The organism is Centipeda artemidis DSM 19719 (assembly GCF_000426665.1).
Classification (GTDB): domain Bacteria; phylum Bacillota; class Negativicutes; order Selenomonadales; family Selenomonadaceae; genus Centipeda; species Centipeda artemidis.
Genome location: NZ_AUFU01000010.1, coordinates 51,198 through 74,426, shown reverse-complemented (window position 1 = coordinate 74,426; position 23,229 = coordinate 51,198). Strand labels below are relative to the sequence as shown.

General features: G+C 58.0%; 20 protein-coding genes. 2 read left to right on the top strand and 18 right to left on the bottom strand.

What is annotated here, in order from left to right; genetic code table 11:
• Positions 1-20 precede the first annotated feature (20 nt).
• From K341_RS0107260 to K341_RS0107250, 3 genes are read right to left on the bottom strand one after another with little or no spacing between them, the layout of a single operon-like run.
• A complete protein-coding gene (locus tag K341_RS0107260) occupies positions 21-848 on the bottom strand; it encodes a pyridoxamine kinase (protein WP_026762337.1) in 828 nt (275 codons plus the stop codon).
• Positions 848-1,339: a preQ(1) synthase gene (queF, locus tag K341_RS0107255; protein ID WP_009657491.1), complete on the bottom strand. Its 492-nt coding sequence runs from the start codon at positions 1,337-1,339 to the stop codon at positions 848-850. Before queF ends, K341_RS0107260 begins: the two co-directional genes overlap by 1 nt.
• A complete protein-coding gene (locus tag K341_RS0107250; protein ID WP_026762336.1) occupies positions 1,339-3,030 on the bottom strand; it encodes a putative bifunctional diguanylate cyclase/phosphodiesterase in 1,692 nt (563 codons plus the stop codon). The genes queF and K341_RS0107250 overlap by 1 nt, the downstream gene beginning before the upstream one ends.
• A gap of 236 nt (positions 3,031-3,266) precedes the next feature.
• Here K341_RS0107250 and trxA point away from each other — a divergent pair, with 236 nt between their 5' ends.
• A complete protein-coding gene (gene trxA, locus K341_RS0107245) occupies positions 3,267-3,578 on the top strand; it encodes a thioredoxin (protein WP_009349002.1) in 312 nt (103 codons plus the stop codon).
• 89 nt (positions 3,579-3,667) lie between these two features.
• On the opposite strand, the gene K341_RS0107240 is transcribed toward trxA, so the two are convergent.
• The 8 genes from K341_RS0107240 to K341_RS0107200 all read right to left on the bottom strand — a co-directional run bounded on the left by K341_RS0107240 (position 3,668) and on the right by K341_RS0107200 (position 14,533).
• The gene (locus K341_RS0107240; RefSeq protein WP_026762335.1) at positions 3,668-4,501 is read right to left on the bottom strand and encodes a TrmH family RNA methyltransferase; all 834 of its coding nucleotides are present in this window, start codon (positions 4,499-4,501) and stop codon (positions 3,668-3,670) included.
• A gap of 50 nt (positions 4,502-4,551) precedes the next feature.
• Positions 4,552-4,905, bottom strand: a complete 354-nt coding sequence (gene rplT / locus K341_RS0107235) for a 50S ribosomal protein L20 (RefSeq protein WP_009349004.1) — start codon at positions 4,903-4,905, stop codon at positions 4,552-4,554.
• Between the two features lie 54 nt (positions 4,906-4,959).
• Positions 4,960-5,157, bottom strand: coding sequence for a 50S ribosomal protein L35 (gene rpmI, locus K341_RS0107230; protein ID WP_009349006.1), 198 nt, complete (start codon positions 5,155-5,157; stop codon positions 4,960-4,962).
• The gene (gene infC, locus K341_RS0107225) at positions 5,144-5,710 is read right to left on the bottom strand and encodes a translation initiation factor IF-3 (protein ID WP_026762334.1); all 567 of its coding nucleotides are present in this window, start codon (positions 5,708-5,710) and stop codon (positions 5,144-5,146) included. The genes rpmI and infC overlap by 14 nt, the downstream gene beginning before the upstream one ends.
• A gap of 190 nt (positions 5,711-5,900) precedes the next feature.
• On the bottom strand, positions 5,901-7,820 hold the full coding sequence (gene thrS / locus K341_RS0107220) for a threonine--tRNA ligase (protein ID WP_026762333.1): 1,920 nt from the start codon (positions 7,818-7,820) through the stop codon (positions 5,901-5,903).
• Between the two features lie 106 nt (positions 7,821-7,926).
• Positions 7,927-8,277: a LysM peptidoglycan-binding domain-containing protein gene (locus K341_RS0107215; protein ID WP_009349009.1), complete on the bottom strand. Its 351-nt coding sequence runs from the start codon at positions 8,275-8,277 to the stop codon at positions 7,927-7,929.
• 202 nt (positions 8,278-8,479) lie between these two features.
• The gene (locus K341_RS0107205; protein WP_050788012.1) at positions 8,480-12,760 is read right to left on the bottom strand and encodes a 2-hydroxyacyl-CoA dehydratase; all 4,281 of its coding nucleotides are present in this window, start codon (positions 12,758-12,760) and stop codon (positions 8,480-8,482) included.
• 162 nt (positions 12,761-12,922) lie between these two features.
• Positions 12,923-14,533, bottom strand: coding sequence for an MBL fold metallo-hydrolase RNA specificity domain-containing protein (locus K341_RS0107200; RefSeq protein ID WP_009349013.1), 1,611 nt, complete (start codon positions 14,531-14,533; stop codon positions 12,923-12,925).
• Positions 14,534-14,692: 159 nt separating this feature from the next.
• On the opposite strand from K341_RS0107200, the gene K341_RS0107195 reads away from it, so the two are divergent.
• Positions 14,693-15,556 carry an NAD(P)-dependent oxidoreductase gene (locus tag K341_RS0107195; RefSeq protein ID WP_026762331.1) on the top strand — a complete coding sequence of 288 codons (864 nt, stop codon included), beginning with the start codon at positions 14,693-14,695 and terminating at the stop codon, positions 15,554-15,556.
• Positions 15,557-15,565: 9 nt separating this feature from the next.
• Here the strand turns inward: K341_RS0107195 and K341_RS0107190 are convergent, their stop codons facing one another.
• From K341_RS0107190 to K341_RS0107155, 7 genes are all read right to left on the bottom strand, one after another.
• Positions 15,566-16,261: a thiamine phosphate synthase gene (locus K341_RS0107190; protein ID WP_009349016.1), complete on the bottom strand. Its 696-nt coding sequence runs from the start codon at positions 16,259-16,261 to the stop codon at positions 15,566-15,568.
• 204 nt (positions 16,262-16,465) lie between these two features.
• Entirely contained in the window at positions 16,466-16,999 is a 534-nt protein-coding gene (gene rbr / locus K341_RS0107185; RefSeq protein ID WP_026762330.1) for a rubrerythrin, read from the bottom strand.
• A 109-nt stretch (positions 17,000-17,108) separates the two neighbouring features.
• Positions 17,109-18,740 (bottom strand): FAD-dependent oxidoreductase, encoded by a 1,632-nt coding sequence (locus tag K341_RS0107180; protein WP_009349018.1) that lies wholly within the window; start codon positions 18,738-18,740, stop codon positions 17,109-17,111.
• Between the two features lie 72 nt (positions 18,741-18,812).
• A complete protein-coding gene (ahpC, locus tag K341_RS0107175; RefSeq protein WP_009349019.1) occupies positions 18,813-19,394 on the bottom strand; it encodes an alkyl hydroperoxide reductase subunit C in 582 nt (193 codons plus the stop codon).
• A 172-nt stretch (positions 19,395-19,566) separates the two neighbouring features.
• On the bottom strand, positions 19,567-20,097 hold the full coding sequence (locus tag K341_RS0107170) for a NapC/NirT family cytochrome c (protein WP_026762329.1): 531 nt from the start codon (positions 20,095-20,097) through the stop codon (positions 19,567-19,569).
• A 10-nt stretch (positions 20,098-20,107) separates the two neighbouring features.
• The gene (locus tag K341_RS0107165; protein WP_009349022.1) at positions 20,108-21,856 is read right to left on the bottom strand and encodes an FAD-dependent oxidoreductase; all 1,749 of its coding nucleotides are present in this window, start codon (positions 21,854-21,856) and stop codon (positions 20,108-20,110) included.
• Between the two features lie 185 nt (positions 21,857-22,041).
• Positions 22,042-23,151, bottom strand: coding sequence for a methyl-accepting chemotaxis protein (locus tag K341_RS0107155; protein WP_009349025.1), 1,110 nt, complete (start codon positions 23,149-23,151; stop codon positions 22,042-22,044).
• Between the last annotated feature and the right edge of the window lie 78 nt (positions 23,152-23,229).

The window sequence follows — 23,229 nt, the reverse complement described above, 5'->3', positions numbered from 1 at the left end:
GTAGGCGCGAAAATCCCGCGTCACATTGTAAGTTCCGCGAGGTACTCCTCAAAAGGAAGCCCCCAATTCCACGGCAAATTTAACTCCTCCGCATACGTCAGACAATGCCCGATGAAGTCTGCCGCGCGGCGTGCGCCCGTCTCGAGGGGGATGCCGCGCACGAGTGATGCCGCGATGATTGCGGCGAACGCGTCGCCTGATCCCGAGCGGTCGCGGCCGATCTTCTCGTTGTCAAAGGAACGCCCTTTACCAGATTCATAGAGATATGTTTTGATCCGCTCCCCCGCGTGCAGTCCCGTGATAACGACGTCGCGCGGTCCCATCGCTGCAATGTCCGCCGCCATACGCTCCAGCATCTCGTCATCCGTCCATCCGCCCTCAGGATACGGAATCCCGAGCAGTTGACATGCCTCCGTAAGGTTCGGCGTCACGACGTCCGCATACGGGATGAGCCGCCGCATTTTCACGCAAAGCGCGGGCGTATAGGAGGAATAGAGCTTGCCGTTGTCCCCCATGACGGGATCGACGACGAGAATCGTCTCCCGCCCCTTGAACCGTGCGATACACTCAAGCACGACGTCAATCTGCGCCTCCGATCCGAGGAACCCCGTCAAAATGGCATCAAAGGTCAGCCCGTTCTCCTGCCAATTCTCCATATAGGGGCGCATACGCTCGGTATAGTCGTCGAGATAGTGATGCGGGAATCCCGTGTGCACGGAGAGAATCGCCGTCGGCAGAGGACATGCCTGCACGCGCATCGCGGAAATAACGGGAAGCTGCACTGTGACCGAGCAGCGTCCAAATCCCGTGACGTCGTTGATGAGGGCGATTCGCTTCTGCCCTGCCATCAGCGGTTGTCCACGCGTTCCGGGACGCGGTCATGCTGCGATAGACGCTCCCATGCGAGCGCTTCGTATTTCGTCCCCGGGATGCCATAGTTCGCATACGGATCAATGGAGATACCGCCGCGCGGGAGGAATTTGCCCTGCACTTCGATGTACTTCGGTGCCATGATCGCGATGAGATCGCGCATGATAACGTTCACAACATCCTCGTGAAAATCCCCGTGATTGCGGAAGCTGACAAGGTAAAGCTTCAGCGATTTGCTTTCCACCATGCGCTCGGCGGGCATGTAAGAGATGTAAATCGTCCCGTAGTCCGGCTGCCCGGTGATGGGACAGAGCGTCGTGAACTCGGGGCAGTTGAACCGCACCCAGTAATCATGATCCGTATGTTTATTCGCAAAGGTTTCCAGCACCTCGGGCGTATAGTCGTAGCCGTAGTCGGTACGCTGCTCACCAAGCAGTGTCAAACCTTCCTGTGTCTTTTCTCTTGCCATTACAACCCCAAGAACTTTTTCTCAAACGCCTCCTGCGGCTCCGGACGTCCAAAGAGATACCCTTGTATCGTATCCGTCTTGCAGATCTTTACGAGACAGTCGTACTCCTCTGGTCGCTCCACCCCCTCGATGCAGGTCGTCATGCCGATGCTGTGACAGAGATCCACCGTATACTCGACGAGTTTCTGATCGAAGTGATTTTCAAGAATCCGAATGACGAATGCGCGGTCGATTTTTACGATGTCGCAGTTGAGATTTTTCAGTGAAGCGAGCGAGGAATACCCTGTTCCGAAATCGTCCATCGCCACCTTGATACCGTGACTGCGAAACGCGTCAAACCGCGCGTTGACAAATTTCATATCGCCGACGATCTTGCTCTCGGTCAGCTCGAGGACAACGGAATCGGGCGGCATATCGTGCCGCTTCAGACAGTCGTCAATGAATTCGAGGAAGGATAGGTCCTTAATCTGCTCATAGCTCATATTGACGCTCATGCTGAAATTTGGAATGCTCCGCCGCCATTCCTTGCACGTACGCAGCGCCTGTTCAAAGATCCAACGGCCTACAGGTACGATGGTCTTTGTTTCCTCAAGAATCTTGATGAACTCCATCGGCGCAACCATGCGGCCCTTGCTGTTCTTCCAGCGGAGCAGCGTCTCCGCACCGACGATATGCCGGTCGTCTCCCGCCACCTGCGGCTGGAAGTAAAGCTCAAAGTTCCGGCAGCCCGCCTTGACATCCTGAAGAATCTGCTCCTGTATCGTCAGGGAGCGCAGCCAGCGGTTATAGACTTCCTTTGAGAACGCACTGAGCCGGTTCTTCCCGCCCGACTTTGCAGCGTCGAGCGCCGCCTGCGCGTATTTGTGCAGGATGAGCGGATCGCGCGCGGACTGCGGATAGAATACCATGCCCGCAGAGACAGTCACGATGTACTGCCGCCCGTCGTAGACCTGTGGATGTGCAAACTCGCGCTGCACACGGATAAAGAACTCCGTCAGCATCTCCTCGTCCGCATCGGGGTAAATGAGTCCGAACTCATCACCGTCGAGGCGATAAAGGGAGAGTCCGCGCGGAATATTTTGCAGAATACGCTCCGAGATCTGACGCAGGATAATATCGCCGACCTCGTGGTTGAACGCTTCGTTGACCGTGCGGAAATTATCAACGCCCATAACGAGGAGTCCTCCGCTCCCGCCGGTCTCGCGCGCTGTACGAAGCGCCGCCGTCAGATCCTCAATGAACTGATAGCGGTTGAGGAGCCCCGTTACGGAATCTGCAGAGTTGCGCCGTGCGAGCTGACTGATCGTTCCGGCAAAGAGATTCGGCGTGCCGTCTTTCGCAAGACCAATCTTTCCTTTGAGACGCAGCCACGAGAGATTCCCCTTTGCGTCGCGCATACGGAAATCAAGCTGCCGCTCCCTGCCTTCGGTCAGGCTGTTCACCGAGGCAAAGAGCGAAGCGAGAGGCTTACGATCCTGCATATAAACAAACGGCTCAAGAACTCCGCTGATATTCTCGAGCGTCTCCGCGGGGAGATCGTATGCCTGCACAAAACTAGGTGAGGCAAGGAAAATGCCCTCCACCGGATCCATCATAAATGCGTAGTCAGAGGTCGTATTTTTCATCAAATCGTAGATGAATTTATGCTCTTTAAGCACGGGGCTCAACGTGATCCTCTTCTTCCCGCTCATAAATCCTGCCTCGCTTTTCTATCCCGAACCGATACCCATAGTTATTTCTCATTATTATATTACGGATCGCCGCTTCATGCAACCGTTCAACAGCATATCCCCTTGCCGGATATTAATAAAAGTATATAATTAAGCCTTTTTTCCTAAAAAATTTTACAAAAACCTTGAAAAAAATGTATTCTCTGATATGATGGAAACAACGGAACATAAAATCGTATTCTAAGGGAGGCTCACTTATGGGTATTATTGAATTGACGGAGGAGACATTTGATGCCGAGGTTTTGCAGGACAAGAAATTTGTAATCGTCGATTTTTGGGCGTCGTGGTGTACGCCCTGCCGGATGCTGGCGCCGATCTTGGAGGAAATTGCAGATGAGTACCCGAATATTAAGGTCTGCAAGCTGAATGTGGACGACGCTCCGAATATCGCCGAAAGATACGGTATCATGAGTCTCCCTGCCCTCCTATTTTTTGATTCCGGAGAGATTATAAACGAATCCATCGGTCTTGTCTCGAGAGAAAGGGTGCTTTCCTTCCTGCCCAAATAATCCCCATACGATACGCCCCCCAATTGACGCATACAACAAAAAGGGCTGCTGCATAGGACACAATGTGTTTATGCAGCAGCCCTATATCTTTATTCAACAAATATGCGCTGGCGAACACACTCATAAAGAATCACCGCAGCCGCAGCAGAGACGTTCAACGATTCCACCGGTCCAAACATGGGGACATAGACACGCCGCGCACGTGCAAGAATCACAGACGATACACCGTTCGCTTCATTCCCAAATACAACGGCGGTCGTTTTGGTGAAATCCGTATGAATATGTTCCTGCGCCATGTCATCACATGCGGCAGCGTAAAGGTTCAGCGACCGCTCTTGCGCCCACTGCAAAAAATCTTTTTCTTCGACGCCCTGAGCAACATTCATATAAAAAAGACCGCCCATCGCCGCGCGCACAACTTTATTATTGTAAATATCCGCGCAGCCGCGCAGGAGGACAATTCCACTTGCCCCCGCAGCAACGGCCGTGCGCAGAATCGTTCCGACATTCCCCGGATCCTGCACGCGATCAAGAACGACATAAAGAGGATGAGGCTCATTGGAACACGGCCGCATAAACCTCTTCAACGGTGTATCCGGATCACGTTCTGCAATGAGAAGAACCCCCTGCGGCGTATCGGTATCCGAGAGCGCGGCACATAGTTCATCTGAAATAAGATAGACAGGCGTCCTCCGCTCACACAATTTCTCGACGAGCTGTGCGGCAGCCAGGCTTTCACCGCCGCGATCGGTAAAGAACGCAAAGCGTATGCGCCACTCGGACTGCATTATTGATTCGGCAAGGCGCAGCCCCTCCACCGCGAAGAGCCCTTCTTTTTTCGCTCGCTTCGGCATATGCACAACAGCGTGGGCAAGGCGTACAAGCCTGTTGGATTTGCTTGTGATGCGTTCAAGTTTTTTCATGTTAAAAAAGCGTCCGATGAATCTATCGACTCATCGAACGCACTCCCGTCTTATTGATTTTCCTTCGCCACGGCGACGAGCTGCGTAAATGCAGCCGCATCTGCAACGGCGAGATCGGCGAGCATCTTGCGGTTGACCTCGACGCCTGCCTTCGTCAGGCCTGCGATCAGACGGCTGTACGATATGCCGTTCGCACGTGCAGCGGCATTGATACGCGCGATCCAGAGACGTCGGAACGTTCCCTTCTTCGCACGGCGGTCGCGGCGGGCGTAATAGAGCGCCTTCATGACTGTCTCATTGGCCTTCTTAAACTGCTTGCTGCGTGCGCCGCGGTAGCCCTTGGCGAGCTTTAGGATCTTTTTATGACGACGATGCGCTGTGACACCGCTCTTTACTCTTGGCATTGCGATTCCTCCTGTTTCCTACCCATCAGACTTGGGTTTTCATATATGCCCCAATTATGCGTAGGGGAGCATCTTGCGGATACGCTTGTAATCCGACGTATCGGCGAGCGCAGCTTTGCGCAGATTGCGCTTGCGCTTCGGGGACTTCTTCTCGAGAATGTGCCTCTTGTATGCCTTGTTGCGGCGGAACTCGCCGCTCCCCGTGGCGGTAAAGCGCTTTGCAGCTGCGCGGCGCGTCTTAATTTTTGGCATCGTCGTTTCCTCCTTTATCTTCCTGCTTCGCGGGCTTTGACACCTTGGCGGGCTTCTGCGCCTTCGGGGAGAGAATCATGGTCATGTTCTTCCCCTCCAGCTTTGCCCCGCGCTCGATGCTCACGAGGTCTCCCATCCGCTCGGAGACGCGATCCAGAACCACGCGCCCGAGTTCCGGATGGGAGAGCTCTCTTCCGCGAAACATGATCGTCACTTTGACCTTGTTGCCCTCTTCGACGAAGCGAAGCGCATTTTTCAGCTTCACATTGAAATCATGCTCGTCGATGTTCGGACGGAGCTTGACCTCTTTGATGCTGATGGTCTTTTGCTTCTTTTTCGCTTCTTTCTCGCGTTTCTGCTGCTCATAGCGGAATTTCCCAAAGTCCATGATGCGGCAGACGGGCGGTCTTGCGTTGGGCGCAACCTCGACCAAATCAAGATGTTGTTCCTCCGCCATGCGAAGTGCCTCGATCGTCGGCATAATGCCGAGCTGTTCCCCCGCCGCACCGGTGACACGCACCTCGCGGATTCGGATTTCCTCATTGATTCGCAAAGATTCCCTGCTTATGGCAAGAACACCTCCTGTTTTGGATGCACCGCAGTGCCATCCGGCAATAGAAAAGGGCGGCATAAAGCCACCCTAAAAAGTTCCATATCGACCCGCCGGACATCTTTGCCCGCAGGTGAGAAGCGGTGGCTTCTGCTTTCAACAAAAGGCATATTATCACAATTTACCGTTGTTGTCAATACTCGGGCGAGCGCTCGGCGATCTTTTTCTCTACAAACGCGATGAAGTCGTCCGCGGACATGACCGTGCTGTCCTTCTCGCCGTACTTGCGCAGGGCGACGGTACCGGATTCCTGCTCCTGATCGCCGACGACGAGCGTGTAGGGCGTCTTTTTGACCTGACTCTCGCGAATCTTATACCCCGTCTTTTCGTTGCGGTTATCCACTTCTACGCGGATGCTGCGGTCGAACATGCGCTTGCGCAGCTCTTCTGCGTACTCTGCATGGCGCTCGGTGATGGGCAGGATGCGTACCTGCACGGGCGTCATCCACACGGGGAACGCCCCCGCGAAGTTCTCGATGAGGATACCGATGAACCGCTCAATCGAGCCGTAGACGACGCGATGCAGCATGACGGGGCGGTGTTTCTCCCCGTCCTCACCGACATAGGTCAGGTCAAATTTCTCCGGCAGGCTCATGTCGAGCTGGATCGTGCCGCACTGCCATGTACGACCGATCGAGTCGCGCAGGTGGAAGTCGATCTTCGGCCCGTAGAACGCGCCGTCGCCCTCGTTGACGATGTAATCGAGACCGCGGTTCTCGAGCGCTTTTTGCAGACCACTTGTCGCCAGCTCCCACATCTCGTCCGAACCCATCGAGTCGTCGGGGCGCGTGGAGAGCTCCGCCTTGTACGAAAGCCCGAACGTGCGGTACACCTCATCAAAGAGGTCGATTGTGTGCTGAATCTCGCCCTCGATCTGATCCGGCGTCACGAAGAGATGCGCATCGTCCTGCGTGAAGTTCCGCACGCGGAAGAGTCCGTGCAGTGCACCGGAGAGCTCATGCCGATGGACGAGACCGAGTTCGGCGAGCCGCAGCGGCAGGTCGCGGTAGCTGTGGAGCTGCGAGCGATAGACGAGCATACAGCCGGGGCAGTTCATCGGCTTGATCGCATAGTCCTCTTCGTCGATTTGCGTCGTATACATATTTTCGCGATAGTGGAACCAGTGACCGGACGTCTCCCACAGTTTACGGCTGAGAATGACCGGCGTGCTGATTTCACTGTAACCGTAGCGGCGATGCACCTCGCGCCAGTAGTTCAGGAGTTCGTTGCGCAGGATCATGCCGTTCGGATGGAAGAACGGGAAGCCGGGTCCCTCCTCGTGCAGGCTAAAGAGATCGAGCTCGCGCCCGAGTTTCCGATGGTCGCGCTTTTCCGCTTCCTCAAGCATATGGAGGTACGCGTCGAGTTCTTCCTGCTTTTCGAACGCCGTGCCGTAGATGCGCTGAAGCATCTTATTCTTTTCGCTGCCGCGCCAATATGCCCCCGCGATGCTCTGGAGCTTAATCGCCTTGACCTTTCCCGTCGAGAGGACATGCGGGCCTGCGCAGAGATCGGTGAACTCGCCCTGCGTATAGGTCGAGATTGTCACGTCCTCAGGCAGATCCTCGATCAACTCCACCTTGTAGTTCTCGCCCTTCTCCCTGAAGTAGGCGATCGCCTCGCTCCGCGGGATCTCCCGGCGCTCGAGTTTCAGGTTCTCCTTGACGATCTTCTTCATTTCCTTTTCAATGTCGCGCAGATCGGCATCCGTAAGCCGGTGCTCCATGTCAAAGTCATAGTAGAAGCCGTTCTCGATCGCAGGACCGATCGCGAGCTGCACATTACAGTCCTTATAGAGACGCTTCACCGCCTGTGCCATGATGTGTGAGCAGGTGTGACGCAGGGCAAGCCGGCCGCCCGCATCCTCAAAGGTGAGTACCTGAAACGCAGCGTCCTGCGTCGCGGGCGTCATGAGATCAACCGTCTTCCCGTCGAGACTTGCCGCCAAGGCTTTTTTTGCGAGCGAATTGCTCATCTGTTTGACGACATCCAATAATGTCGTTCCGTACTCTACCTCGCGAACGGATCCATCCGGCAGTGTCAGCTTTACCATAGAACGCTCTCCTCCCAATATACAAATATAAAAAAACAAGAAAAGCCCTGCCCCGCGGGATAGGAAATCCTATCCCGCTAGGGACAAGGCCGGTTATGATTCCACCCTATTTGGTAACGCCATTATAAGACGCATGCGCGGGTGTGTCAAGGGCTTTGTAATCCGCCATCGCCTGCAGCTGCTCGGGCGGATCGAGCACAGGGATCTGCAGACGGCGACCCGCGTAAAGCGCGGCGTCGGGCGTCAGCCCGTTGATCTCGATGATCGCTTCCTCGAGTTCCTGCGCCATGGTCTCCTTCGTCGCATACTTGCGCGCGATCGTCCAGACGCTGTCGCCTCTCTCCACCGAGATTTCCATAAACTCTGATGACCGCAGATAGGGATTCGTTAGATGAAGCGACGATACAACCATCCATATAAGTGTAAAAAAACTGAGTGCAAGACCGATACGTTTCATAGATATCCCTCCGTCCGGATTGTTTTCGTATATATATTCTCAAAACCTTTGTTCGGATATAATATATCACAGAAAGTCTGTTCGGTCAATACTTTTAAGAACATATTTTTCGCGTTTTTTTGTTCGCGGAACATGTTTTTGAAAAGTAAAAAGAGCGGCTGCAAAAACGCCCTTTGCGTCAATGCAGTCGCTCTATGATATTTCAGTACGTGTACTCTGCCGCGGCTTTATGCTCTTTTACAGGTGCAGCATTCTCGGGGCGCCGCTCTTTCGCCGTTGCAAGCATGAGCTTGATGCGGTTGAGCTGGTTGACCTCGCTCGAGCCTGCGTCGCAGTCGATCGCGGTGATGTTCGCGCCGTGATAGGCTTTGCGCAGGTCGTGCATGACGCCCTTGCCCGTGATGTGGTTCGGCAGGCAGCCGAACGGCTGGAGGCAGATGACGTTCGGGACGCCCTCTTCGATGAGCTTGACCATCTCGCCCGTGAGGAACCATCCCTCACCCGCCATGTTGCCGAGACTGACATGGCGCGCGGCAAGCTCGGCGGTGTGGTCGATGGACTGCGGCGGGCGGAAGTGGCGGCTCGATTCGAGTGCTTTGCGCATGGGGGCACGGAAGAATTCGATGACCTTGATGAACATGCGTCCGAAGAGCCTATCCTTGTACGAGCCCGCGAGCAGTTTGTGCTGCGCGATGGGGTCGTACGCGGAGTAGAGGAAGAAGTCGATGAAATCGGGCATGATGACCTCCGCGCCCTCGTTCATGAGTACGGTCTCGATGTCGTTGTTCGCAACGGGGTGGTACTTGACGAGGATTTCGCCGACGATGCCGACCTTTGGCTTCCAAAGATTTTCGTCGATGGGGATATGGTCGAAGTCGCGCACGATGTCCTTCACCGTGCGGCGGAACTTAAAGATATTGCCGTGCTCGAGTTCGTCCTTAGCGCGCGCCATCCATTTGTCAAATGCCGCCTGCGTCGCGCCTTTGACGCGCTCGTACGGCATCATGCGGTTGCGGACGTTCATCAGGAGATCGCCGTAGACGGCTGCCTTCACCGCGTCGACCATCATCTCGCGGCTGAACGAGAACGAATCGGTCTCCTCCGGGAGTCCGCGCACGGCAAAGACGGCGACGTTCGGGAATCCCGCGTCGCGCAGCGCCTTGCGCAGGACGCCGAGGTAGTTCGTCGCGCGGCATGCACCGCAGGTCTGAAAGAGCGCGATGCTCGTGTGGTCGGCATCGCACATCCCCGCCTTGAGCGCGGAGATGAGCTGTCCGATGACGACGATCGCGGGATAGCACATGTCGTTGTGGACGTAGCGCAGTCCCATGTCGATCGCCGCTTTGTCCGGCATCGGCGGGATGACGACGTTGTAGCCGTGCTTGCGCATGGTCGTTTGGAACAGGTCGAAATGGATCGGCGCCATCTGCGGGGCGAGGATGGTGTGCGTCTTTTTGCAGTCCTCGGTAAAGCGTGGGCGCTCGATGACGGGCGCCTCGTGGTAAACGGGCGTCTCGCGGCGTGCGAGCGCGGCGATGAGCGAGCGCAAACGAATCCGCGCCGCGCCGAGGTTCGACACCTCGTCGAGCTTAATCATCGTGTAGATGCGCTCGTGCGACTCGAGGATCTCGCGCACCTCGCTTGTGGTGAGTGCGTCGAGTCCGCAGCCGAACGAACTGAGCTGGATAAGCGTGACGTTCGGATGCTCCGCGACGAACTGCGCCGCATGGTAGAGACGCGCGTGGTAGCTCCACTGGTTGACGACCTGCAGGCGTCGTTTTTGCACGGGGATATGGTAGACGGCGTCCTCGGAGAGGATGGGCAGTTTGTACGACTGTATCATCTCGGGGATGCCGTGGTTGATCTCAGGATCGACATGATAGGGACGCCCCGCGAGAAGGATGGCGTGCTCGCCCGTCTTCTCGATGCGGTCGAGAATCTGCTGTCCGTAGTCGCGCACATCCTGCCGGTACTGCGCGATCTCTGTGTAGCCGGCATCCACGGCGGCGGCGATCTCTTTCTTGCCGATGCCCTCGATTTTTCCGAACTCCTCGGTCAGACGCTCGATCATGCGCTTGCGGTCGTTGATCGGAAGGAACGGCTGGAGGAAGCGGATATTCTTCTCGCGCAGGATGTCCATGTTGCCGCGAATATTCTCGGCGTAGGACGCAACGATCGGGCAGTTGAAGTTGTTTGCCCCGCTGCCGGGCTTGTCGTCCATATTGTGCGGCTCGCAGGGGTAGAATATCGTCGTGACGCCCTTTTCGACGAGATCGACGATGTGCCCGTGCGCGAGCTTTGCGGGGTAGCAGAGCGAGTCCGACGGGATCGTCGCCATGCCCTTATAAAAGAGCTGCGGTGAGGATTTCCCGGAGAGAACGACGCCGTAGCCGAGCGTGTCAAAGAACGTGAACCAAAACGGATAGTCCTCGTACATGTTGAGCGTGCGAGGAATGCCGATCTTGCCGCGGCGCGGGTCTGCGGGCGATTTGTAATGCTTGAACACGCGGCGGTACTTGAACTTGTAGATGTTCGGCGCGTCCTCCTCGTGTTTTTCGCCACCGATGCCGCGCTCGCAGCGGTTGCCCGTGAAGTAGCGCTCGCCGTTCGGGAACTGCTGCATGGTGATGAGGCATTTATTCCCGCATTTGCCGCAGCGGTAAGAGCTCGTCTTGGTCTCGAAATTCCCGAGCTGCTCCGCGCCGAGCAGCGTCGACGTCTCTGTCCCCGTCTCAAGCGCGAGGATCGCCGCGCCGTATGCGCCCATCAGTCCCGCGATGTCGGGGCGGATGACGTCCTTGCCGAGGATGTTTTCTAGGGAGCGCAGAACGGCGTCGTTGTAGAACGTGCCGCCCTGCACGACGATCTTGTCGCCGAGGGTCGATACGTCCTTGAGCTGCATGACCTTAAAGAGCGCATTCTTAACGACCGAAAGAGCAATGCCCGCCGAGATGTCGGCGACCTCCGCGCCCTCCTTCTGCGCCTGTTTGACCTTTGAGTTCATAAAGACGGTGCAGCGCGTGCCAAGATCCACGGGAGCTTTAGCATCAATCGCCTTTGCCGCGAACTCGCCGGGCGTCAGATGCAGTCCCTCGGCGAAATTTTGAATAAAGGAGCCGCACCCCGCCGAGCACGCTTCGTTCAGCGTGATGTTGCCGACGCTGCCGTCCTGCACGAAGAAGCACTTCATATCCTGACCGCCGATGTCGAGCACGAAGCTGACATCGGGGCAGAACTCCTGCGCCGCGCGCAGATGGGCAAAGGTCTCGACCTCGCCGCCGTCCGCGTGGAGCGCCGCCTTGACGATCGCCTCGCCGTAGCCCGTCGTCATTGCGCCCGCAATATGCGCACCCTCGGGCATAACGGCGTAAAACTCGCGCAGGGCGCTGATGACCGATTGGAGCGGCGAGCCGTGATTGCTGCCGTAGGACGTGTAGAGGAGCTGCTTGTCGCTGCCGATCGCGACGAGCTTCGTCGTCGTTGAGCCGGCGTCAATGCCGATGCAGATCGCGCCGCGGTAGTCCGCAAGCTCCGCGCGTTTTACCTTGTCGCGGTCATGTCGCGCCTTGAACGCGGCGTAGTCCGCCGCATCGCGGAACAGCGTGAAGTCCGCTGTCCGCGTCTCGGCTGCCGCCGCCTCCTCCGCACGCGCAATACACTCCTGCATCTCCCGCATATCAATCGCCCGGGCATCATCCGAGAGCGCCGCGCCGACCGCGACGAAATAATTGCCGTAATCCACATCGACGACGTGATCCGCGTCGAGTTTCAATGTCTCGATAAAGCGTCTTTTCAGTTCGGGGAGAAAGTGCAGAGGTCCGCCGAGGAATGCGACATTGCCGTCGATGGGGCGTCCCTGCGCGAGGTTGCCGATGGTCTGGTTGACGACCGCTTGGAAGATGGAGAGCGCAATGTCCGCTTTCTCCGCGCCGTCATTCATGAGCGCCTGTATATCAGTCTTGGCGAATACGCCGCAGCGCGAAGCGATGGCGTAGACGCGCTTTCCCTTCTCGGCGAGTGCGTTCAGCCCGATGGGATCGGTCGAGAGGAGCGACGCCATGTGATCGATGAACGATCCCGTGCCGCCCGCGCAGACGCCGTTCATGCGCTGCTCCGGCGCGTCGCCGAAATAGGTAATCTTCGCATCCTCGCCGCCGAGCTCCACCGCCGTCGTCGTCTCGGGGATGAGACGGCGCACCGCCGAAGCACACGCGACGACTTCCTGCACGAACGGCAGTCCGATGCGCTGTGCGATGCCCATGCCCGCCGAGCCGGTCAGCGCGAACGAGAATTTCGACGTGCCGACGATCTCCTTGAGCTGCGTGAGGTTTTCCTGTAGGGCTCTGCCGATCTCCGAGAAGTGGCGCGCGTAGTTCTTGTAGAGGATCTCATGCTCCTCGCCCAGCACGACCAGCTTGATCGTCGTCGATCCGACGTCAACCCCAACACGAAATGGGGATTCCAATGTAACACCACCTGTCATTGTTCGTATCAAATTGAACCGTATCATCAATTGATGCATATTAAATAGGAAAGCCTTTTTTAGGCTTCCCTATTTTAACGTATTTGTCAGAACTATGCAAGTGTATCAGACACATACACACATACAAGATATTGATATTTTCATATTGTTAATACATATATATTAGATTTGATACGGTGCGGCGAGTTTTTTGAAGTAGGTGCGCGCCTTTTGCATGGTGCGGATGATGGGTTCCATGAGCTGCGGGCGGTGAACGACGGTGCGGATGATCGCCTTGCGCAGCTGCCGGTACTCGGCGTCGAAGTCGCGCATGACGTCCTCCATCTCCGCTTCGACGGAGACGGCGGCGCTCTGCGAGGGGATGAGGACGGCGCTGCGCCCTGAGATCGTTACGGCATCGCCGAGGAAGGGCGCATAGACCTCGAGCCCTAGTTCCTCGTTGATGCGTTCGCGCAGCGCTTCCTGCGCGTGTCCCTCGCCGTGCACGAGGAACACCTTCGCCGGGCGCGGCGCGGTGAGCGCGCGCATCCAGTCGACGATCTGCTCCGCATCCGCGTGCGCAGAAAATCCGTCGAGCATCTTGATCTGCGCCTTGACCGCGATCTCCTCGCCGAGGACGCGCACGCGCTTGATGCCGTCGACGAGCCGCCGCCCGAGGCTCCCCTCCGCCTGATAGCCGACGAAGAGCACGGTCGATTCGGGACGCCATAGATTGTGTTTCAAATGATGCAGGACGCGCCCCGCATCCGCCATCCCGGAGGCCGAGAGGATAATCGCCGAGCCTTCGGCGGAGTTCAGCGCGCGCGAGTCCGCGGCGGACTCGGCGATGCGCACCTGAGGGAACGCGGGAATCTTGCCGTTTTTCCCAAAAAACGCGATTGACTCCTCGTCAAAGTCCTCGTAGTTGCTTAGAAATACGCGCGTCGCCTGTATCGCGAGCGGGCTGTCGATGATGATGGGGATGTCGCCGTCGAGCCGTCCCGCCTTCCAGAGACGGTAAAAATAATAGAGCAGTGTCTGCGTTCTGCCGACGGCAAAGGACGGGATGATGACGTTGCCGCCGCGATCCATCGTGTCGCGGATGACCTCGAGGAGCGCCGTTTCCTTATCGTAGTCGCGGTGTACGCGGTCGCCGTAGGTGGACTCGACGAGCAGGAAATCTGCGCCCGCGATCGGCTCGGGATCGCGCAGGATGGGTTGATTGGGCTGACCGAGATCGCCCGAAAATACGATTTTCGTCTGCTGTTCGTTCTCCGTCACGGTCATCTCGAGAATTGCAGAGCCGAGGATATGCCCCGCATCGTAATATTTCAGATGCAGGTCGTCTACGTTCAACATGCCGTGATACGGCACGGGTTCGAAGTGCTCGAGCGCGGCAAAGGCATCCGCCTGCGTGTAGAGCGGCATGACCGGCGCCTCGCTGCGGCGCGCGTTCTTGCGGTTCATGATCTCCGTGTCGCTCTCTTGGATGTGCGCCGAATCCGGGAGCATGATGCGCACGAGGTCGCAGGTCGCCTTGGTCGCGTAGATTTTCCCGCGAAATCCCTCGCGTACGAGCTGTGGGATGCGCCCGCAGTGGTCGATGTGCGCGTGCGTCAAAAAGACCGCCTCGATCTCCGCAGGGTTGAACGGGAACGGCTCATAGTTCATCTCGCGCAGACGGCGCGTCCCCTGATACATGCCGCAGTCCACAAGATATTTGCGATCGCCCGTATGGAGCAGATAGCACGATCCCGTGACAACGTGCGCCGCCCCTAGAAATTCCAGCCGCATATGGATGCTCCCTTCGCTTTGATTCCGCCTTCGTCTTGTCTTATAACATTCGAAATCAAATGAAAAAATCCTGCCGTTCCGCAGGATTTTATAGACAGTTCCGCGTGCGCCTGTTACACTGAGAACAGGACGAAGCGGAGACGAAAAGGAGGACTACTGATGAAAAAGATCGGCTTTATCGGACTCGGGCTGATGGGTGCGCCCATGGCGGGGCATCTCATGGACGCCGGCTACGAGCTGAGCGTCTACAACCGTACGAAATCAAAGGCGGACGCACTCGTCACGCGCGGTGCGCGTTACTGCGATACGCCCGGTGCGTGCGCGAAGGGACAAGACGCGGTCATCACGATCGTCGGCTATCCCGCCGATGTCGAGGAACTATACCTCGGTGCGGACGGCATTCTCGACAATCTCGCGCCGGGGGCATATACCGCCGATATGACGACCTCCTCGCCTACGCTCGCCGCGCGCATCTACGAGGAGGCGAAAAACCGCGGCATCTATGCGCTCGACGCCCCCGTCACGGGCGGCGATATGGGCGCGCGCGCCGGCACGCTGAACATCCTCGTCGGCGGAGACGAAGACGCGTTCAACGCGATGCGCCCCGTCTTTGCCGCGATGGGGTCGAACATCATCTACGAGGGCGCGGCGGGCGCAGGGCAAAAGACCAAGGCGGCGAACCAGATCGCCATTGCGGGTGCGCTGGCGGGCGCATGCGAAGCGTTTGCCTATGCGAAAACAATGGGACTGGACGTCGAAAAGGTCTTTGCCTCCATCTCGGGCGGTGCGGCGGCGAGCTTTCAGATGTCGCATATGGTACGCATGGCGCTCGACGGCAATTTTGCCCCGGGATTCATGCTCAAGCACTTCATCAAGGATATGCGCATCGGCGCGGAGACGGGCATCGGCTGCGGTCTCAGGCTGCCCGTCCTGATGCAGGTGCTCACCGAGGCGCGCGACCTCGAGGAGAAAGGACTCGGCACAGAGGGAACGCAGACCTTGCTCAAGTATTACGAGAAATAATCTGCATCTCTACGCACTGCGCCAAATGTGAACGAGTTCCTCCGCCGCCGCAAAGGGATGTGCCGCGCCCGCGATAGTGCTGACGACGAAAAAGCCCTCGACGCCTGTCGCGCGCAGGGCGGGGAGATCGGCTGCCTTGACCCCGCCGCCCACGACGACGGGCAGCGGGCTCACGCGGTGCAGCTCCGCGAGTTCTTCAATCGTGCGCGTCACGACGTGTCCCGCGGCGTCACGTCCCGCATCGGGCTTCGTCGCGGTTGGGTGCAGAGGTCCCGCGCCGAAATAATCGACGCAGGAGGTATCGCAAGTGCGCACATAGTCGATGAGGGCGGACGTGCGCGCCGAGAGCCCGACGATCGCGTCCGCGCCGAGATATTTGCGGCAAATTTCGGGCGGTATATCGCTCTGCCCGACGTGAATGCCGCCGACCTTGACCCCCGCGTCCCGCGCGGCGAGCACGACGTCGAGACGGTCGTTGACGACGAGCGCGACCCGTTCGGACTTTTCCTGCGCCGCGATAATCTCGGCCGCCGCGCGTGTAAGGTCAATCAACTCCCGCGCCTCAGCCGTCTTGGAGCGAATCTGAACGAAGGTAAAGCCGGCCCGCACAGCCTCCGCGATGATACGCGCAGCCGGCCGCCCGTTCGTATTCTCAGGACCGATCACAAGATAAGCCGACAGGTCGAAATTCTTTCGCATGGACATATACGTTCTCCTCAAAAACAAGGAGCCGTGTATAACGGCTCCTTTTCATATGGTCTAAAATCACGGCGCCAGGCGCGAAAATCCAGCATCGTGACGCAGCCCTAAGTGACGTGGAAGTAGTCAAAAGCCTACGTCGACCGCAGAATTTTTCGCAGTGACGACGCTAGGCGCAAAATCCCGCGTCACGTCTTCCCGCGTCACGCCTCAGTAGTTCTGCAGGACCTGCTGAAAGAACGACTGCGGATGTTCGCAGACCGGACACTTCATCGGCGCCTGCGGGCTCTCGCAGACATAGCCGCAGTTGAGGCACTGCCAGATGATCTTTTCGTCGCGCTTGAACACGCGCCCCTCCTCGACGTTTTCGAGAAGAAGCTTGTAGCGCGTATCATGCCTCTGCTCAATCTTACCAACCGCGTCGAAGAGGCGGGCGATCTTGTCGAATCCTTCTGCGCGCGCCACGCGTGCGAATTCGGGGTACATGCTCGTCCACTCTTCGTTCTCTCCTGCGGCCGCGGCGGCAAGGTTCGCCTTCGTATCGCCGATGCCGGCGACAAGCTTGAACCAAATCTTCGCGTGCGCCTTCTCGTTGACCGCCGTCTCGTTGAAGATATCGGAAATCTGGACGTAGCCGTCCTTCCTTGCCTGCGACGCATAAAAGAGATACTTCGTATGCGCCTCCGACTCGCCGGCAAACGCCGCCCAAAGATTCTTCTCCGTTTGTGAACCCTTCAGCTCCATGATGGACTCTCCTTTGCTAAAATACATACACAAAAACATATGGATACCGGCAAACATCAGTCGTCCCTTTTCCAAAACACGCCTTGCTCAGGGGCGTGCGGGCGCGGCGTCAGCCTGCCAGGATATCGGCGATCTCGTCGATGTTCTTCTTGCCGAAGTGCAGCTCCTCCCCGACGATCATGCAGGGAACGCTCATAACGCTGTACTTCTCCTTCAGCGCCGGGAAATAGCGGATGTCGTAGATGTCCGCGCGGACGTTCTCACGCGCCGCCGCGATGCGCTGTACCGCGGCCACCACGTCGGGACACATCGTGCAGGAGAGCGACATGAGCACCTTCACGTCCACCTCTTTTGTGATGCGCGCGATCTTTTCCTGTGTCTCGGGGCGCAGTTCCTGTCCGGGTCCCGCGACGTTGTAGAGCGCGAGGATGAACGAGTTGAATTCGTGTCCGCCCGGCACCGCGTGGAACGTGATGCCGCTCGGCGTACCGTCCGCGCGCACGAACTCGACGCCGGGTTCACCTGCGGCATCGTCCTTCGCCTCGTAGGTCACTTTGTCCGTCAGCCCCGCGAACTCCTCCATAAAGCCGCGCAGCTCCGCCGAGAGGTCGCCGTCGTCATAGTGGCCGACGACCTTGACGGGCGCGGCGAATTTCTCAAACACCGCGGCGAGCTGCGCACGGATCTCTGCGGAGATAAAATTCGTCTCGTTCCCCTCCGCCGCATCTTTTTCGATCGAGCTCCTGCGCTGCTCGAGGCGCGCCGTATCGACCTCGGGACGCGAGAATGCGGGCAGGTGCAGACGGTCGTGCAGCGCCGCCGCATGACGCTCGGCCGCGACCGCGCTGACCGCGCCGTCGGAGACCGCTGTCACGACTTGGCGCAGCTCCTTGATGCAGACGTCGCCCGCCGCGAATACGCCCTTGACGTTCGTCTCCTGCTTTTCATCGGTGATGATGTAGCCCTGTTCGTTCAGCGCGACGAGATTGCGGAACAGCCCCGTGTTCGGCACATAGCCCGCAAATACGAACACGCCGAACGTCTCGCCGCTCTTCGGTGTGAAATGCTGCGTCTCCCCCGTGACATCGTTGCGGATGTCTGCATAAGAGAGCATCGTCTCACCGCCGACAGCATCGACGACGGTGTTGAACCGCACGTTGACGTTCTCATACTTCGCGAGTGCATCCACCGCAGTCTGCGGCGCGCGGAACTTGTCTCCGCGCACGAGGATCGTGACCGATCTGCCGTAGCGCGAGAGGAACATGCTCTCCTCCACCGCCGACATGCCGCCGCCGACAACGAAGATGTCCATCCCGGTGAAAAACTCCGCGTCGCAGGTCGCACAGTACGCGACGCCGCGTCCTTGGAACTGCTTCTCCCCTGCAAAACCGACCTTGCGCGGATTCGCGCCCGTCGCGAGGATGACGCTGAGCGCTTCGACAGTGCCTGCGGTCGTCTCGACCTCCTTGACGTCTTGGTCGAGCTTCAGCCCGATGACCTCGGCGGACAGGAACTCCGCGCCGAATCCGCGCGCCTGCTGTTCCATCTGCGCGGCGAGCTCCGCGCCGCTGATCTTCCCGAGTCCCGGGTAGTTGACGACATCGGCGGTGATGGTGATCTGCCCGCCCGTTTTTTCCTTCTCGACGACGAGCACCTTGCATTTGGCACGCGCGAGGTAGATTGCGGCGGAGAGTCCCGCAGGGCCGCCGCCGACGATGACCGCATCATACATTTTGTCCATCCGTACACCCCTGTCTTTTCATAGAAAAAAAGCACTTTACGAGCGCCCTCGCAAAGTGCCCTATATAGCGTCTTAGAGTTTGCCGACGAGATCGAAGCTCGGCTTCAGCGTCTTTTCGCCCGGCTTCCAGCGTGCGGGGCAAACCTCATCGCCGTGCGCGGCGACGAACTGGAGCGCCTGCACCTTGCGGAGAAGCTCTGCGGCGTTGCGTCCAACGTTGCCTGCGCTGACCTCGTAGGAAACGATCTTGCCCTCGGGGTTCACGACGAACGTGCCGCGCTCGGAACGACCGTCCTCTTCGATGTAGACGTCGAAGTCGCGTGCGAGCTTCGCCGTCGGATCCGCGAGCATCGGATAGGTGAGCTTGCCGACGAGCTCGGAGCTCTCATGCCATGCCTTGTGAACGAAGTGCGAATCGCAGGAGACGCCGAAGATCTCGCAGCCGAGCTTTTGGAACTCTGCGTACTGCTCCTGCAGATCCGCAAGCTCCGTCGGGCAGACGAACGTGAAGTCCGCCGGATAGAAGAAGAACACGCTCCACTTGCCCTTGAGGTCTGCCTTCGTGTACTGCTTGAACTCACCCTGCGCCGCGCCTTCCTTCTTCTGGAACGCGTCTACCTTAAAATCGCTGATTTCCTTATTGATCTGAGACATTGAAAATCCTCCTTTTGTGCTGAACCAACCGTGCCGATGCCGACCGATTGGGTATGTCCTTTTGTTGGAATTATCATAGCACCGCAGACGTATCCTGTCAACTAATATTTTCACCTTTTTAATAATTATTTTTGTTTATATCTACATATAGATAAATTGTCCCGTTCCGCGCTCACTGTTCCCAGCTCGCGTAGAGCTTCCAAGTCACGGGATGGCAGGCGCTGCATTTCTTCGCCGACTGCTTGTGATGCATACTGTGGCAGTCCATGCATTGCTGGGGATTCTCGTTCCCCGCGAGATGGACGGGATCGTGCGGGTTCTCCTTGCCGTAGTGCGCGGTCGCGCGCTTCACCGCTTCGAAATCATGACAGGAGAGACACAGCTCGTTCTTGAAGCCGTACTTCGGCATGGGGTTCTCGTAATTGCCCGTGACGAAGAGCCATCCTTCCTTCATCTGCTGCGCGAGCGTCGGCTCATGGCAGTCGTGGCAGGTCACGCCCATGTCCGCATGTGCCTTCGCGAGATAGCCGTCGTGCGTATAGCTGTCGTATTCGGGCTGCATATTGTGGCAGACCGCGCAAAAGGCGGGTTTTGCGCTCATCGCCGAGAGCAGCGCGAGACTGCCAAATCCTGCTGCTGCGGCGCAGATGACGAGGATCAAGAGGACGCGCGGCCGTTTGAGTTTGGATAAGAATCGCATCATGCTCCCCTCCTCAAAGTTTTCCGACGACATTGCCGACGAGACGCCCGTACACGAGGGCAAAGGCGTGACTGACACCCGCCGTCACGACGGGATAGTCCCCGACGAACCGCCCGCCCTGCGTGTTGCCGACGGCGTACAGCCCCGGGATGCCATGATAGCCCCTGTCGAGTACGTTGCCGTCCTCGGGGTTCACGGTCAGTCCGCCCATGTTGACGAGGAGCGCGCCGCCGAGCATCTTGCCCGCGTAGAACGGCGGCTTTTCAATCGGGAAGAGCCGTTTTGACGCCTTGCCGAAGTCCGTATCGAGATGCGCATGAGCGAGCGCGTTGTAGCGCGCGATCTCCGAGAGGATCGTGCGCTGCACGGCGGGGCGTTCGGGCGCAAGCGCGGCGGCAAGCTCCTCGATCGTATCCGCGCGCACAATCCCGGGCGTTTTCTCGACATCCTCCACAGAGGTATACGAGGTGCGCCCGATCGCCCATTGGCAGTCGGGCGGGAGCTTCGGATTCTCCGCAGCGGAGACGCAGTGGTTCACGCTGCCGTGCGATACGCCCATCGCGCCGAGCTGCTTCGGAAAATTCGCATCGAATATCTGCCACGCATAATCGCCGCGCTGCCGATAGATGGCGCAGGAGAGCTGCTGTCCGCCGATGTCCTCGTTGACGAACCGCTTCCCGTCGTCGTTCAGCAGCAGGTAGGCGTCCACGCCAAGCGGCCCGCCGAGCGTGTGAATCATGGGCGCGTGAGGTCCGTCCTCGATTTTTCCGCCGACCCACGCCGCCATTTTGTGCCCGTCGCCCGTATTCGTGGGGCTGTCCCACGCGTCGCGGTTCGGAAACACATTGAGATAATCGACCGCCCACGGCACAAAATACGACATCATCTCCTTGTTGTTGCCGTAGTCTCCCGTCGCGAGGACGACCGCCTTGCGCGCCGTGCATTTGACAAATTTTCCGTGAATGTCCTCGCCGACGACCGCCGTAACGCGCCCGTCCGCGTCCTCACGGATGAGTTTTTGCGCGCGCGTCGCAAAGATGAATTTGCACCCCTGCGCAAGGCATTTCTCATAGACGAGCGTGAGGAGCGGTTCCTGACTCGGCAGGAGCGTCATGACCGTCGGATAGGTCGGGCTGTTCTCCTCTGCACGGTTGTATCCCTCGGGCAGCGGATAGTGCATCATCATGAGATTGATCTTCGTGCGGTCAAGCTCCGTGTCCGTTTCCTTCATCAGATGGACGGCGGGCGCAAGGTCAAGCATCCAGTCAAAATCCTCGCCGCTGTGATCCGCCCAGTATTTCCACATGCGCTGATCCGAGCGATAGCCCATCTGCTTCATGTTCTCGAGAATCGCTTCGTTCTTGTCGAACGTGATGCCGAGTTCCCGCTGATAGCGGTTGCCGATCGTGCCGTACTGCCCGCTGCGGCACTGCCATGTGCTCGCCCGCTCCATGACGAGCACGGACGCGCCGTGTTCGGATGCGGCGCGCGCGGTAGTGAGTCCCGCGAGCCCCGCACCGACGATCACAACGTCCGCGGCGCGTTCCTCCGCGATCCGGCCGTCCGGGATCTCCGGCGCAGTGCCGAGCCATGCGGGCGCCGGAGGGGGCTCCGCCGGAGGCGAAGGCGGGATCAATCGATCGTTCGGATTCTCCCCGCACCCCGCGAGCAGGGCGGGCGCGGCGACGAAGCCGCCAAAGGCGAGCGCGCTTCCCTTGAGAAAATTCCTACGGCTGAGCGTCCCGTTCTTTTCGCTGTCCATCGTATCCGCTCCTTTCTGTTCCTGTTATTCTCTATTATAGGAGCGCAGATGCATAAACTCAACCGTATTTTTCCATATTTTTTATTTATCGACCAGTTCTTTTTTGTTGTAACGTGCGCAAAAAAGAGCTGCAACAAACGTGTCAAAAACACAATTTCGTTACAGCCCCTGCAAAAGTCTTATACTTAGAGGTTCCGCGAAAGCTCCTCGATGTTGTTCGACATCGCCTTCGCCTCTTCGACGGATGCGCTGATCTCCTTCATATTCGACGCCTGATTTTCGATCAATTGACTGATCGAGTTGATCTTATCGACGATGTTGTTCGTCGCCGTCTGCATCGACCCGAGGGCTTCCACGATCTTCGCCGTCGCCTCGCGGCTGCTGTCCGCGAGCTTGCGTACCTCCTCGGCGACGACGGCAAAGCCGCGCCCCGCCTCGCCTGCGCGCGCCGCCTCGATGGATGCGTTGAGCGCTAGGAGATTCGTCTGCTTGGAGATGTTCATGATGAGTTCCGTCATCTTGAGCGTGTTCTCCGTCTGCCCGCAGGCATCCTCGGCTGCCTGTGTGATCTCCTCTTGGACGCCCGAGAGCTCGACGGTCTGCTCCGTCGTCTCGCTCACACTGCCCGTAATACCGTCGATGGATGCGTAGAGACTGCTCAGCATCGTGCCCAGTTCTTTATAGAACTGCTCTTTCTTCTGCGTGCTCTGTTCCAGCGATTCCTTATTCTTTTTGTCCGCGTCGATATCGACAAAGACGCCGATAATCTCCTCGGGGTGCCCGTTCTTATCGCGCACGACGTTGCCGGACGCATGGTACCAGCGATAGCTGCCGTCATGCACTTTGAGCCGATAGTCCACGTCGTACGGCGTGTGACCGCTCAGATCCTTAATGCATTTCGTAAACGAGCTGATCGTGTGATCCACATCCTCCGGATGCAGACGCGAGCTCCATGACTCCACCTTGTTCGGAAAATCTGATTCTCCTTTGAACCCGACCATGCGGCGGAACTCGTCCGACCATATGGCATACGCGATGCTGAAGTCCGCATTGATCTTCATGTACCACATGCCCGAGTGCACCGCTTCGTTCACCGTACGCAGCCGAAACCGCTGATACTCCAGCTCCTCGTTGACACACCCGATCAATTCGTTCAGCTCCGCCGCATAAGGCGTACCGCCGGATATCTTCTCGAACAGCTCATTTTTCTCATGTCCCGCAACAAGGCGATCAATCACTGCAGAGAGCCCGTCGCCGCCGATCTCCGGCGCCGTCTCCGCATTCTTTCCTACCATTCTTATCCCTCCATACGACAAAAGTCTCATCCCATTCTCTCAGAGATTGTACCATAGAACACCATATATGAAAAGACT

What these genes read in the sequence shown, in the direction of transcription:
- K341_RS0107260 (WP_026762337.1), bottom strand. Translation starts at nt 848, where the DNA reads ATGGCAGGGCAGAAGCGAATCGCCCTCATCAACGACGTCACGGGATTT.
- queF (WP_009657491.1), bottom strand. Translation starts at nt 1,339, where the DNA reads ATGGCAAGAGAAAAGACACAGGAAGGTTTGACACTGCTTGGTGAGCAG.
- K341_RS0107250 (WP_026762336.1), bottom strand. Translation starts at nt 3,030, where the DNA reads ATGAGCGGGAAGAAGAGGATCACGTTGAGCCCCGTGCTTAAAGAGCAT.
- trxA (WP_009349002.1), top strand. Translation starts at nt 3,267, where the DNA reads ATGGGTATTATTGAATTGACGGAGGAGACATTTGATGCCGAGGTTTTG.
- K341_RS0107240 (WP_026762335.1), bottom strand. Translation starts at nt 4,501, where the DNA reads ATGAAAAAACTTGAACGCATCACAAGCAAATCCAACAGGCTTGTACGC.
- rplT (WP_009349004.1), bottom strand. Translation starts at nt 4,905, where the DNA reads ATGCCAAGAGTAAAGAGCGGTGTCACAGCGCATCGTCGTCATAAAAAG.
- rpmI (WP_009349006.1), bottom strand. Translation starts at nt 5,157, where the DNA reads ATGCCAAAAATTAAGACGCGCCGCGCAGCTGCAAAGCGCTTTACCGCC.
- thrS (WP_026762333.1), bottom strand. Translation starts at nt 7,820, where the DNA reads ATGGTAAAGCTGACACTGCCGGATGGATCCGTTCGCGAGGTAGAGTAC.
- K341_RS0107215 (WP_009349009.1), bottom strand. Translation starts at nt 8,277, where the DNA reads ATGAAACGTATCGGTCTTGCACTCAGTTTTTTTACACTTATATGGATG.
- K341_RS0107205 (WP_050788012.1), bottom strand. Translation starts at nt 12,760, where the DNA reads ATGACAGGTGGTGTTACATTGGAATCCCCATTTCGTGTTGGGGTTGAC.
- K341_RS0107200 (WP_009349013.1), bottom strand. Translation starts at nt 14,533, where the DNA reads ATGCGGCTGGAATTTCTAGGGGCGGCGCACGTTGTCACGGGATCGTGC.
- K341_RS0107195 (WP_026762331.1), top strand. Translation starts at nt 14,693, where the DNA reads ATGAAAAAGATCGGCTTTATCGGACTCGGGCTGATGGGTGCGCCCATG.
- K341_RS0107190 (WP_009349016.1), bottom strand. Translation starts at nt 16,261, where the DNA reads ATGTCCATGCGAAAGAATTTCGACCTGTCGGCTTATCTTGTGATCGGT.
- rbr (WP_026762330.1), bottom strand. Translation starts at nt 16,999, where the DNA reads ATGGAGCTGAAGGGTTCACAAACGGAGAAGAATCTTTGGGCGGCGTTT.
- K341_RS0107180 (WP_009349018.1), bottom strand. Translation starts at nt 18,740, where the DNA reads ATGGACAAAATGTATGATGCGGTCATCGTCGGCGGCGGCCCTGCGGGA.
- ahpC (WP_009349019.1), bottom strand. Translation starts at nt 19,394, where the DNA reads ATGTCTCAGATCAATAAGGAAATCAGCGATTTTAAGGTAGACGCGTTC.
- K341_RS0107170 (WP_026762329.1), bottom strand. Translation starts at nt 20,097, where the DNA reads ATGATGCGATTCTTATCCAAACTCAAACGGCCGCGCGTCCTCTTGATC.
- K341_RS0107165 (WP_009349022.1), bottom strand. Translation starts at nt 21,856, where the DNA reads ATGGACAGCGAAAAGAACGGGACGCTCAGCCGTAGGAATTTTCTCAAG.
- K341_RS0107155 (WP_009349025.1), bottom strand. Translation starts at nt 23,151, where the DNA reads ATGGTAGGAAAGAATGCGGAGACGGCGCCGGAGATCGGCGGCGACGGG.